The organism is Streptomyces sp. NPDC048417 (genome assembly GCF_040651615.1).
Taxonomy (GTDB): domain Bacteria; phylum Actinomycetota; class Actinomycetes; order Streptomycetales; family Streptomycetaceae; genus Streptomyces.
Genome location: NZ_JBEZKI010000044.1, coordinates 78,991 through 91,123 on the forward strand (window position 1 = coordinate 78,991; position 12,133 = coordinate 91,123).

11 protein-coding genes and 1 pseudogene are annotated in these 12,133 nt (G+C 70.2%); 7 read left to right on the forward strand and 5 right to left on the reverse strand.

The window, feature by feature from the left end:
* Positions 1 to 37: 37 nt before the first annotated feature.
* On the reverse strand, positions 38 to 790 hold the full coding sequence (locus AB0D59_RS45585) for a polysaccharide deacetylase family protein (protein ID WP_362577589.1): 753 nt from the start codon (positions 788 to 790) through the stop codon (positions 38 to 40).
* Positions 787 to 2,121, reverse strand: a complete 1,335-nt coding sequence (locus tag AB0D59_RS45590; protein WP_362577591.1) for a glycosyltransferase — start codon at positions 2,119 to 2,121, stop codon at positions 787 to 789. Before AB0D59_RS45590 ends, AB0D59_RS45585 begins: the two co-directional genes overlap by 4 nt.
* 547 nt (positions 2,122 to 2,668) lie before the next feature.
* On the opposite strand from AB0D59_RS45590, the gene AB0D59_RS45595 reads away from it, so the two are divergent.
* Positions 2,669 to 3,346 carry a phosphatase PAP2 family protein gene (locus tag AB0D59_RS45595; RefSeq protein ID WP_362577592.1) on the forward strand — a complete coding sequence of 226 codons (678 nt, stop codon included), beginning with the start codon at positions 2,669 to 2,671 and terminating at the stop codon, positions 3,344 to 3,346.
* Positions 3,347 to 3,394: 48 nt separating this feature from the next.
* Here AB0D59_RS45595 and AB0D59_RS45600 read toward each other — a convergent pair whose 3' ends face one another.
* The 3 genes from AB0D59_RS45600 to AB0D59_RS45610 are packed head-to-tail and all read right to left on the reverse strand — an operon-like array spanning position 3,395 to position 5,692.
* Positions 3,395 to 4,420: a M56 family metallopeptidase gene (locus AB0D59_RS45600; protein WP_362577593.1), complete on the reverse strand. Its 1,026-nt coding sequence runs from the start codon at positions 4,418 to 4,420 to the stop codon at positions 3,395 to 3,397.
* Between the two features lie 4 nt (positions 4,421 to 4,424).
* Positions 4,425 to 4,853 carry a BlaI/MecI/CopY family transcriptional regulator gene (locus AB0D59_RS45605; protein WP_362577595.1) on the reverse strand — a complete coding sequence of 143 codons (429 nt, stop codon included), beginning with the start codon at positions 4,851 to 4,853 and terminating at the stop codon, positions 4,425 to 4,427.
* Between the two features lie 53 nt (positions 4,854 to 4,906).
* Entirely contained in the window at positions 4,907 to 5,692 is a 786-nt protein-coding gene (locus AB0D59_RS45610) for a hypothetical protein (RefSeq protein ID WP_362577597.1), read from the reverse strand.
* 426 nt (positions 5,693 to 6,118) lie between these two features.
* Between AB0D59_RS45610 and AB0D59_RS45615 the strand changes: the two genes are divergently transcribed.
* From AB0D59_RS45615 to AB0D59_RS45640, 6 genes and pseudogenes are all read left to right on the forward strand, one after another.
* The gene (locus tag AB0D59_RS45615) at positions 6,119 to 6,787 is read left to right on the forward strand and encodes a DedA family protein (RefSeq protein ID WP_362577598.1); all 669 of its coding nucleotides are present in this window, start codon (positions 6,119 to 6,121) and stop codon (positions 6,785 to 6,787) included.
* Between the two features lie 129 nt (positions 6,788 to 6,916).
* Positions 6,917 to 7,570: a response regulator transcription factor gene (locus tag AB0D59_RS45620; RefSeq protein ID WP_362577600.1), complete on the forward strand. Its 654-nt coding sequence runs from the start codon at positions 6,917 to 6,919 to the stop codon at positions 7,568 to 7,570.
* Positions 7,561 to 8,829, forward strand: coding sequence for a HAMP domain-containing sensor histidine kinase (locus AB0D59_RS45625; protein ID WP_362577602.1), 1,269 nt, complete (start codon positions 7,561 to 7,563; stop codon positions 8,827 to 8,829). The genes AB0D59_RS45620 and AB0D59_RS45625 overlap by 10 nt, the downstream gene beginning before the upstream one ends.
* A gap of 38 nt (positions 8,830 to 8,867) precedes the next feature.
* Complete coding sequence (locus AB0D59_RS45630) at positions 8,868 to 10,142, forward strand: hypothetical protein (protein ID WP_362577603.1); 1,275 nt, start codon at positions 8,868 to 8,870, stop codon at positions 10,140 to 10,142.
* A gap of 238 nt (positions 10,143 to 10,380) precedes the next feature.
* Positions 10,381 to 11,217 carry a hypothetical protein gene (locus tag AB0D59_RS45635; RefSeq protein ID WP_362577604.1) on the forward strand — a complete coding sequence of 279 codons (837 nt, stop codon included), beginning with the start codon at positions 10,381 to 10,383 and terminating at the stop codon, positions 11,215 to 11,217.
* Positions 11,218 to 11,629: 412 nt separating this feature from the next.
* Positions 11,630 to 12,133 (forward strand): annotated as a pseudogene (locus AB0D59_RS45640) (hypothetical protein); the annotation flags it as partial.

Consider the following 12,133-nt stretch of genomic DNA (forward strand, 5'->3'; position numbering starts at 1 on the left):
TTCGCCGTAGCGACACCGCCTCGCCGAGTGGCGAGCTTCACCGACGGGGCAGGCCGGGGATGCCGTGTTCGCGCAGGGGGCCGACCTGCCAGCCGCGTTCCTGGCAGGTGTCGAGGATGCGGGGCAGCGCGGCGAGGGTGGTGCGCCAGGAGCCGGTGGCGGAGGTGCAGTCGGAGTCGTGGAGCAGGATGGTACCGCCGCCGCGCAGGTCCGTCAGGACGGTGTCCTGGACGGACTGAGGGGTGGCCCGCCTGCGCCAGTCCTCGCCCCAGCAGGTCCACAGGACCGGGGTCAGGCCGAGGCGTCGGCAGGCCAGGTGCGCGGCGCTGCTCATCACCCCGTACGGCGGCCGGAAGAGCGTGGGTGGCCTGCCGGTGGCGTCGGCCACGGCGTCGCGGGCGCGGGCGAGGTCGTCGTAGGTGGCACGGGGTCCGCGGAGTAGCAGGGGGCGGTGGTGCCAGCCGTGCACGGCGATCTCGTGCCCGGCCGCGGTCATCTCCTCCGCCGCCCCAGGTGAGCGGGCCAGCATCGAGCCGAGCAGGAAGAAGGTGGCCCGCACCCCGCGCGCGTCGAGAAGCCTGAGAAAGTGCGGGGTGGACAGGTGGTCGGGGCCGTCGTCGAAGGTGAGCGCGACGTGATCCGGCCGGCCTCGGCCGGCCAGGCGCGGCATGGCCGCGTTGCGCAGCGGCCCGAACGTGGAGATCACCGGTGCCGCGTGCAGCGCCGCGAGCGCGGGCACCGCCGCTGCCGAGGCGAGCGCGGTGGCACGGGCGAGACGGGCCGGGGTCATCGTCCGTCTCCGTCCAGGTAGTGGGCGACGGCGGTGAAGCGGGCGGGCGTCTCGTTGTAGGCGTGGGCGAGTGGGGCGGCCACGCCCAGACAGACCGTGGCCGCCACGGTGGCGGCCGTCAGGGCGATCCGTCGTCGGCCGGGGAAGCGCCTCGCCGAAGGCTGTGCGTCCGGCGTGGGCTGCGGCCCGGTTCTGGCGGCGATGGCGGTCACCGGCCCGGGAGCCAGGCGGTGCAGGTCGAGGCCTGCCGTGCGCTGGGCCCGACCGCGCGGTCCGTGGAGGAGCTCGGCCAGCACCGGGCCGAGGTCCGCCGGGTCGCGGATCCAGGCCGCCAGGCCCGCCTCCTCCAGGGCGTCCGCGTTGGTCTGGCCGTGACCGGGGATACAGCGGTAGCTGGCCACCGGCAGCCCGGCGGCGAACGCCTCCAGCGAGGTCAGTCCGCCCGCGTTCTGCACCAGGACGTCGCAGGCGTGCATCAGCCCGGGCATGTCGTCCACCCAGCCGAAGGCATGCTCGACGCCGTCCCGGCGCAACTCCTCCGCGAGGGCCTGGTTGCGCCCGCACACCACCACGGGCACCGCGACCCCGGTCTCCCGTATCTCGGCGGCGGCCCGTCGCACCGGCCCGACCCCCCACGATCCGGCGACCAGCAGGGCCAGGGGCGCGTCCGCGGGCAGGGCGAACCGCTCGCGCGCGGCACTCCGTTGCCCGGCGGTCGCGGGGGTGAAGCGTGCGTCGGTGACCGGACCGACGACGGTGGCGGCGGCCGCGCCCTGTACGTGGGCCTGGGCCGCCGGTACCGGGTGGACGGCCAGGTGGGCGTCGATGCCGGGGGCCACCCACAGGGCGTGGACGGAGAAGTCGGTGAGGTAGGTGAAGGCGGGAACCGTCAGCAGGCCGCGCCGACGGAGCGCGCCGAGGACCTGGCTGGCTCCCGGGTAGGTGGAGACGACGGCGCAGGTGTCCGGCGCGAGCGCCCGCAGGGTGCGCCGCTCGGCCGCGCGGAACAGCGCCCGCCACACCGCGCCGGGGCGTGCGGCCCGGTCGGTGGCCGCGTACAGGCGTTGGTAGCCGTCCGGTATCCAGGTCAGCATGCGGTGGTAGGTACCGCACAGCAGCCGGCCCGTACCGGTGGGCAGCAGGTCGAGGAAGTCGTGCCGGTCCACCAGGTACCCGTGCTCGGCCAGCCGCTCGGCCAGCCCCGCGGCCGCACCGTCGTGTCCCGCGCCGACACCGGCCGAGATGATCGCGATCCGCCCGGCACCGCCCTGCGGCGGTGCGGCGGACAGCGAGGGCGCCGACTCCGGCACCAGGTCGTCACGGTGGACCACGGTGGATCAGCCTCCTGATGGGCTACGGGGCACGCCGGGCATGCCCCGGCCCAGACGGCGCTGCGGGCAGGCCGAGGCCGCGTCTGCGCGCGGGCCAGGGCCACGACTCGACCGCTGGGGTGCTGAGAAGCGAAGCTACTACATGATGTAGAACTTGGGAAACGATCGCCGCTGGACGGGAATCCGGCGGTGACCCGGGCTCCGGCATCCCGGTTGATGCCGGTCAAGTTACTACGAGATGTAGAGCCAGTGATGGTTCACCGAGGGGAGGGGCGTCGATGGCGTCAGGTCTGGCCCTTGATCGGACCGATCCGACCCGGTGGACGCACCGTCGCCCGACCCTGGCCGCACAGTGTGGCGGTGGCCCAGATCCTGGAATCTACAAGATGTAGTAGGTTTGGCGGGCGGTCACTCTGGCGTCGTCGCCATGTCATCCAAATGTCACCCCGCACGTGCGGGGCGACCGGTGGCTCAGCCCGAACCCCATTGCCGCTCGCTCATCCCATGAGCACTCAACCCGCTCATCAGGACGGAAGGACGTCTCCCTATGGCCGCGGCCGCCACCGCGCAACTGGCCTTCGACGGATCCGGCATCGACGGCTCGTTGTTCACCTCGGTCACCGACTTCGCCCGTGACACCAAGTGGCTCAACGCACCCATGGAGATGTGGACCAATCTCGGTCTCGGGGTCTTCGCGATCCTCATGATCGCGGGGTGGTGGACCGCACGGCGCCGTGGCCCGCAGGCGATGACCGTCGCGCTGGCCTCGCCGGTCGCCGTCCTGACCGCCTTCGCCGCCACCGAGGTCGTCAAGAAGCTCGTCGCGGAGGTACGGCCCTGCCGGTCGATGCCCCACGCCTACCTCGTCGACACCTGCCCAGCACCTTCGGACTACGCCTTCCCCAGCGGGCACGCCACCGTCGCCGCCGCGACCGTGGCAGCGCTTTTCCTGCTCGACCGCCGGCTGAGCGCCGTCGCCGCCGTGTTCGCCGTACTGGAGGGCTTCAGCCGGGTCTACGTCGGCGCCCACTACCCCCACGACGTCCTCGGCTCCGCTGCCCTCGCCCTCCCCGTCGCCTTCCTCATCAGCTCGGCACTGCGCCGCTGGGCCGCCCCGCTGGTCGGCTCCCTGAGTCATGGGGTGTTGCGCCCGTTGCTGACGACCGAGCCCATCGCCGCCACACAGCCGGCCCGGCAAACCGCTTCGACCGGGGATCCACTATGACTGCCCGTCCGGCAGCGCAGCGTCACAACAGGTGCGGCGCGGGGCAGGTCAGAAGTGCCGCTGTCCATGGTCCGGATGATCGGGGTCGGCGCAGTAGCCGTGCGGTCCGTGCCCAGGGTCATCGTCGTGGTCGGTCGGCGCGGCGGTGGTGGGGTCGGCATGTGCCGTGCACAGTGCCCACTGCGCGCTGTCCAGCATCCGGTCGCTGTCCGAGGCGGCGTTGGCCAGGCTCGCGCAGCAGACCGCCAGTAGCAGACCGCCCACCAGCAAGGGCAGGCTCCGGCGGGCGGGCGGCGGGGCCAGCAGGGCTCGTACCCGCTGGGGCACCACCCCGCCGGTCGCGGCCAGCGCGGCGGGACGGGACACACCGGCGGATGCCAGCGCGGCGCGGCCCACGGCGTGAGCGACGACTCTGCGGTCACCGACCCGCTCGGCGGCCTCCTCGTCGGCCCAGCGCTCCAGGACGAAGTCGCCGGCGACGGCCACCGGCCGCAACAACGGGTTCAGTGCGGCCGTGAGCCGCCATACGCTCTGGAAGACGTGGTGACGCCTGCGCAGATGCGCCCGCTCGTGGGCGAGCAGCGCCTCGCGCTCGGCGTCACCGAGGCGGCGCAGCATCCCCCGGGAGACGACGATCCGGCCCGGTGCCCCAGGCAGTGCGAAGGCCACCGGGACGTCGTCATCAAGTACGGCCAGCTCCGTGTGCCCGGGCAGTCTGGCGCACTCCCGCCGGGCCCGGAGCAGGTGGTGGCCCTGCCGGACGGCGGCCACGCCGAGGGAGACGACGCAGACCGCGAGCACCAGGGTGCTGATGGCCGCGACCACGGCGTAGACGGGGTCCTGGGAGCGCAGTGCGGACACGGACCAGCGGCCCTCCTCGGCGATCTGCGGGATCTGCGCCACTCTGGTGAAAGCCAGCAGGGCGAGTGATCCCGCCCAGCCTGCCGCTGTCACCACCGCGGCGCAGGCCAGCGCCAGGGCCGCCGGGCGCGGGGGCAGTCGACGCGCCACGGGGGGCGCGAGCGCGGCGAGCGCCGCCGTGACGAGGAACGGGATGTAGACGCTGATCAGCACCGGCTCACCGCTTCCCAGGTGAGCGTCGGCTGTCGGGGAGTGTGTCGTCGTGCCCGGACAGGATCTGGTGCAGCAGGTGCTCGTCCTGTTCGGACAGTTCCGAGACGAAGCGGGCCAGCACCGCCTCACGGTCGGAGCCGCCCTTCAGCAGGGAGTGCATGCGCTGGGCGGTGTGGGACGCCTCGTCGCGGACCGGTTCGTAGGCGTAGCCACGGCCCTCGCGGTGCCGTGCCAGCATGCCCTTGTCGTGCAGCCGGGACAGGATGGTCAGTACGGTCGTGTAGGCGAGGTCGCCCGGCAGCCGTCCCTGGACATCCCGCGCGGTCAGCGGCCCGTTGGCCGCCCAGAGCGCGGCGAGCACATCGCTCTCCAGTTCGCCGCGCGCCCGCCTGCCGGATACCTCGTGGGCTTCCTCGTCTCCTCGGCCCGCCACCTCACCGTCCGCCTTCCCTCGCCGTCGTTGCGCACAGGCTACCCGTCCGCCTCCTACTTGTCGTAGGACGTGTCCTTGCGGGAGACCGCCAGGTAGCCGACGAAGCAGGCGATGGCGACCGTCCAGGCGAGGGTGACCGGGCCGAGGCCGAACCCGAGGCCGCCACGGGCGTGCCCGAGTGCCATCCAGTCGGCGAGGGACGCGCCGAGGGGGCGGGTGATGACGTACGCCGCCCAGAACGCGGGCACGGCGGCCAGGGCGTCGAGACGGTGGGCGAGTGCGGGAACACAGATCGCCACCGCGAAGAGGACGACCGAGCCGAGATAGCCCAATCCTGCGGTCGCGGTGAGGTCGCCGGCGGCGGTGCCGAGGGCGAAGGTGGCCAGGACGGCCGCCCAGTAGAAGGACTCGCGGCTGCGGGTGGTGATGCTGTGGATGGACAGGGTGCGCTCGACGGCGTACCAGAGGGCGAAAACCGCGGCCAGCGCGACGAGGAAGAGCGGGGTGGACACGGTGTAGGGCACGCCGAGACCGACATGCAGCACGTCGGCGGCCATCGTGCCGAACACGCTGACCATGACGACGGCCGTCCAGTACACCCAGGCGATGTACCGGCGCACCGCGAACTGCACGGCCAGGGAGACCGCCAGGGCGAGACCACCGAGCCCGACCGCCGGCACCGGGCCCAGCACCCGCGCCAGAAGGTCGGATGCGGTCTCGCCCATCCCGGTGGTGAGCACCTTGATGATCCAGAAGTAGGCGGTCACTTCCGGCACCTTGGTCGCCATGGTGCGCAGGGGGGTGAGGGGGCGGTCGTCGAGGAGACTCTCTGTGGTCATGGTCCGCACGATGGCATGGCCATCTCCCGTCGCCCCAGACGGTTTTGCCGTCGCTTGGGGACTTCTGGTGCATGAATTTCACCACCGCGCGGTCAACCTGACCGCAACCTGAACGTCTCGCCGAAGGACCTGGTCAGGGTGGTTGCGAGGATGATATGACCGGCGGTTGATCGCCCGGCGATATGTGATGTTCCTGACGATCTGCGAATATCTACTACGTCATGTAGAGGTGGGGCGTATCGTGAGGGTGCCGCAGGAGCCGGGCAGCCTCTCCGCTCTGTGGCGGCGGGCCTGACGTCAGCTGCCCCGAGGTGTCGTGCGGGAACGGGTGTCCCCGACGAACGTCTAGAGTTCCAGAGGGTGTCTACAAAGCTGTAGTCGCGCAGTTGTTTGTCCGAACTCATCCATCCGAAAGGACCCTGCCCCATGACGGCACCGATTCCGGCGGCGTCCCAGCTGGCTGTGAACGTGCTCGACGCCCATTCACTGCTGGCGGCCTTCGGGGTGCTGGGTGTCGCGGTGGTGATGTTCGCCGAGACAGGACTGCTGATCGGGTTCTTCCTGCCGGGTGACTCCCTGCTGTTCACCGCCGGACTGCTGTGCACGGGGTCGGCGCACGGGAGCCTGCACCTGTCTCTCGGCCCCTTGCTCGTGGCGGCGGCGGCAGGCGCGCTGGTCGGGGCTCAGTGCGGATATCTGCTCGGGCGGAAGGCCGGCGGAGCGCTGCTGGCTCGCAGTCACTCCCCGCGACTGCACGAAGGGGCGAAACGCGCCGAGGAGCTCCTGGAGCGCTACGGGTATGCCAAGGCCATCGTGCTGGCCCGCTTCGTGCCCGTGGTGCGCACGGTCCTCAACCCGGTGGCGGGCGCGCTGGAGGTGCCGGTACGGACGTTCACCCTGTGGCAGGTCGTCGGCGGGCTCGTGTGGAGCGTCGGCCTCACCCTCGCGGGATACGCGCTCGGCTCGTCGATCCCGAACGTCGACCGGTACCTGCTTCCGATGGTGGCGCTGATCGTCATCGTGTCGCTGGTCCCCCTCATGGCCGAGGTGTACCGCGGGCGCCGGGCCGCCAGGTCCGGGGACGGCCGCGGGTGATCGGCGCCTGGGGCAGCGGCGGGGCGCCGACGGGTGCACCGCACTGGCCGAAGCCGTTGCAGATCTCGCGTACCACCACGGCGCTGACCAGGGAGAGAGAACTCTCACTGGAGTACCTAGGGGCAGAGTGTGGCTTTTATTGTGGTATGTGAGGATGACACGGCGGTACGTGACGTCCTCAAGCGTGCACTTGAGCACGACGGCCATACGATCGCAGTCGCTTCTACGGCGGACAGTCTGCTGCGGCAACTAGAGCCGGTCCCTCACCTGGTCGTCCTGGATCTCGGGCTCCCGGACGCTGATGGCCGCGATGTCTGCCTGGCGCTGCGGGCACGTGGCGTTGACGCTCCGGTGCTGATGCTCACCGCTCTGGATGGCATGCACCACAAAGTGGGCGGCTTCGAGGCGGGAGCCGACGACTACATGACGAAACCGTTCGACATCCCGGAGTTGCTGGTGAGGGTCCGCGCCCTGCTCCGCAGAACGACCGCGACGAGCCCACCAAGTGGCGTGGTTCTCGATCCGGCGAAACATGTCGTGATCTACGGTTCGACAAGCGAGAGTCTGACGCCGACCGAGTTTCGGTTGTTGGGCAGGCTCATCGCCTCGCAGGGCGACGCCGTACGCCGCCACGCCCTCGTTGCTGCCGGTTGGCCGCATGGCGCGCAGGTCAGCGACAACACCCTTGACTCCTTCGTTCGCCGGCTACGGACCAAACTCGGTGCGCTGGGCGTGGCCGATCACCTGGCGACGGTCCGTGGGGTGGGCTACCGATGGGAGTGACGGGCTTCCGTGGAAGGGTCGTCGCGCTTGCGGTTCTGATCGCGACCGCGGTGGTCGCAGTGCTGGTGGTGGTCTCACACGTGTTGCTGAGCCAGGTGACCGACGCCGACGCCAACGCTCTGGCGCATACACGTGCGGAGGCGGTGGCGGCGAACGTAGCCGTACGCGGTGGCCACGTCGTACTGATCGAGAGCAGCAACGAAGCGCTGGACACGGTCTCATGGGTGTATGCCGATGGGCACCTCATCGACGGGATCGTGCCGGGCAGCGTCCTTGGCCGCGTCGATGCGCTTGTCGGCTCCGGGCAGTCCCAAACCATCACGGTCGGCAGTTACCTGCTGTATGCCCAGCCGATCCGGCTCGAAGGCCACCGCGTCATGGCGGTCGTGAGGGTGGATCTGACGCCGTACGAGACGTCGGAGCAGCGCAGCCTGACGATGTCTCTCATGTTGGGCGGCATCTCGATCCTGCTCGCAGGCGTCGTCGCACACCTCGTGGTGGGTCGTGCGTTGCGGGTGGTCCACGAAATGGCCGCTCTCGCCGACGACTGGGGCGATCACGAACCCGGACGCCGATTCGACCTCGGTGTTCCGCGTGATGAATTCGGGGAGCTCGGGCGAACTCTCGATCGCCTGCTTGACCGCGTGGACAACGCGCTCGCGGACGAGCGCCGGCTCACCGATGAGATCGCCCACGAACTGCGGACGCCCTTGACGGCCCTGCGGGGCGAGGCGCAGTTGGCGCAACTCTCCGGTCATCATCTGGCACCGGAGTCCGTTCTGACCGAGGTCGACCGTCTGAACGCGGCGATCACGACGATTCTGAGTACCGCCCGGACACGGATCGACGGCGGTACCCGTTGCGATCTCAGGGCGGCGGCGCGACAGGCGATCGCCGGCCGCTCCATCGAACTCGCCGTCCCGACCAACGTCGACGTCGCCGTGGCAACCGAACTCGTCGTGGCTGTGCTGTCCCCCCTGCTGGAGAACGGCCTGCGGCATGCGAGTTCGCGCGTCTGGGTCACGGCGCGCAGCCAACCCCAGGGGGTTGTGATCGATGTCCTCGACGACGGCCCGGGGTTCGATCCGGCGGAGGTCGACCGGGTCTTCGAAGCGGGCGTGACCAGCGGCGACGGGCACGGGTTGGGGCTGGCCGTGGTAAAGCGTCTCGCCGCGTCCGCGGGAGTGGCGGTCCGTGCGATCGCGGATGGTCACGGTCGCGTCGAGGTGACCTTCCCCGCGCCGGAGGCGATCGCGTAGTCAGGTTGTGTGCAGGTTGGCCGAGCCAACCTCGCCGCATGACAACGACAAGCGAGGCCCGCACGCACCGCAGTGGGCGGCTGATGCTGAACAAGGTTCCCGAGGTCACCATCTGGTTCTGGGTGATCAAGATCCTGTGCACGACCGTCGGTGAGAGTTTCGCCGACTGGATCAACATGAAACTGGGCGTCGGCCTGGTGAACACGGCATGGATCTTCACCGCGGTGTTCGTGGTGGCTCTGGGCGCCCAGCTGCGGCTGAAGCGGTACGTCCCGTTCCCGTACTGGCTGACCGTGGTCGTTGTCAGCGTCACGGGCACGCTGTACACCGACATCCTGACCGACCAGCTCAACGTGCCGCTGTGGATCAGCTCCGCGGTGTTCTCGGTCCTGCTCGCCGTGGTCTTCGGCGTGTGGTGGCTGCGCGAGCGCACCCTCTCGATCCACTCGGTCACGACGCTTTCGCGTGAGTCGTTCTACTGGCTCACCGTTCTCGTCACCTTCGCGCTGGGCACCGCGACCGGCGACTGGACCCTGGAGCTCACCGGCTGGAGCCCGGGAGTCTCGGTCCTGCTGCCGCTCGGCCTCATCGCGGCGATCACGCTGTTGCGGAAGTTCGGCGCGAACCCGGTGCTGTCCTTCTGGCTCGCCTACATCCTGACCCGCCCGCTGGGCGCCAACATCGGCGACTGGCTCGCCTCCCCGAAGGTGGCTCAGCCGGGCGAACCGACCGGACTTGCGTTGGGTACCTTCACCACCAGCCTGATCTTCCTCGGCCTGATCCTGGCGACCGTCATCTACCTGACGGTGACGCGCTCCGACGTGACCGAGACCTACGACGCCACGCACACCCCGCAGATCACCGCCAACCCGAAGAGGGAGCGCATCGCGCTGGCGGGCTTCGGCCTCCTCGCCGTCGCCACCGGGGGACTGCTGGGCTGGGCCCACAGCCAGCCGCACGTCGGCCCGGCGCCGGAGACCGACGCCACCTCCACCGTTCAACTCGCCCCTGGCCAGGCCGTGAAGAAGTTCCCGTCCGCGAAGGTAGACGCACTGAGGACACTCGCATCGACCTCGCTCAAGGACGCACAGTCGGGGAACGCGACCGGGGCCCACACGGCCGCCCAGTCGCTGCGAGACCTCTGGGATGCCGACCAAGCCTCGTTGCAGCCGCTGGACAACACCGGCTGGACCTTCCTCGACGCCCAGATGGACCAGGTCCTGAAGACCTTCGGCATCGACCACCCGAACCCGCCGATGTCGCCGGCACAGCAGGAGGCCGAACTCAACACCCTCCTCACGGACATGCGCTGACGGACCTGATCGGCGGCGACTCCCCTGAGACCGCCGCCGATCACGCTCTCGGGGCACGGGATCCGTGACGTAATGGTCGCCGACGCGCCCACCTTCGACCAGGTGCTGCCCGAGCTGCTGCGCGTCCAGGACGGGCGCACGGTGCCGGCGGGATGGTCCAGGGCGGCGGACGGCGGGGCGGCGGATGCCGCACGGCAGTCAGGATGCGTTCAGGTAGTCCGTGGCACGGTCGGGCCTCATGGCACACGAGACATCAGAAACCCCGGCGGCCTCAGCGGCCGGCGCCGAGGCGTCCTCGGGCCGCCGGGTGCGCTGGAACAAGGTGCCCGAGGTCACCGTCTGCTTCTGGATCATCAAGGTGCTGTGCACGACGGTCGGGGAGACCGTGGCCGACCTGCTCAACGAGAAGGCCGGGCTCGGCCTGACCGGTGTGTCGGTGCTGATGAGCGCCCTGCTGGCGGTCGTCCTGGTCGTGCAGTTCCGCACCAGTGCCTACCGCGCCGGTGTGTACTGGACCGCCGTCGCCCTGATCAGCGTCGTCGGCACGCTGGTCAGCGACAACCTGACCGACGACATGGGCGTCCCGCTGGAGACCAGCACCACCGTCTTCGCGATCGTCCTCGCGGTGGTCTTCGTGGTCTGGTACCGCCGCGAGCGCACGCTGTCCATCCACAGCATCGACACCACGGGCCGTGAGTCCTTCTACTGGCTCGCCGTCCTGTTCACGTTCGCCCTCGGCACCGCCGCCGGTGACCTGGTCTCCGAGCGGGTGGACTTCGGCTACTGGCTCGCCGCGGTCCTCTTCGGCCTGGTCATCGCCGCGGTCGCCCTCGCGCACTTCGCGCTTGACCTGGACGCGGTGTGGAGCTTCTGGATCGCCTACATCCTCACCCGCCCGCTCGGAGCCTCCATCGGCGACTACCTCTCCCAGCCGACCGGTGACGGCGGCCTTAGCCTGGGCACAGTCGTCACCAGCGCGCTGTTCCTCAGTGTCATCCTCGGTCTGGTGGTGTATCTGGCGGTGACCCGGAAGGACGTCGCGCAGCCGCAGCGAACCGCGCGCCACGCCGCGTGAGCAGGGACGGGGCCGGCGTGCAGGATGTGTTCAGGTTGACGCCGCCAAGGTCGTTGATCGCGATCACCTCGTCGCGGTCGCCCATCCGGCAGGGCGCTCGCCCCCATCGCCGGGCGAGCGCACTGCCGTACGACCCCACAAGGAGCCCCCACCTTGATCGGCCGTGCGGACACGGTCACCGTGGAGTCCGCGTAGCGGATCGCGTCGGTGGGGAGCGGGCTGACGGTACGTCATGGCCTTGGTCCGGCTCTGCGGCCATGGCGCCGAACACGCCGTGCCGGGCGCTTTGCGGAGAAACGCGGAGGCGGCGTCTTCTCACCCGTCTCTCACCCTACAAGCCGTAGTGTGGGGTGCTCTCCTACGAGCTGTAGGAGGCTCCGGATCCATGGCGTGCGACGACGAGAGGTGCAAGATGGCCGACGGCTCGAATGCCACGAAGACCGGTGCCCCGCGCACAGGTCTTCCGGCGCAGTCCGCCGAACCTCGTCGCCTGCGCGGGGAACCTTGGCTCGCGGCGGTCGCGGTCGTCTTCACGGTCGCCCAGCTCGCCCTCGTACGGCCGGATCTCGGTCTCGGCTGGGACGAGACCGTCTACGTCAGCCAGGTCAGCGGTCATGTTCCCGCCGCCTACTTCAGTGCGCCCCGTTCCCGTGGCATCTCGCTCCTGGTCGCCCCGATCGCGTCGTGGTCCGACTCCACCGTCCTGCTCCGGGTCTACCTGTCCGTCCTCTCCGGCCTGGCTCTCTACTTCGCGCTGCGCGTCTGGCGAGGCCACGTCGTGCCGCGTGTCCTGGCCCTGGCCGGTGCCCTGTTCGCCTCCCTGTGGGTGACGCTGTTCTACGGTCCCGAGGCCATGCCGAACTACTGGGTCGCCATCGGCGCCCTGGCCTGTGTGGGCTGCTTCCTGCGCGCTCGC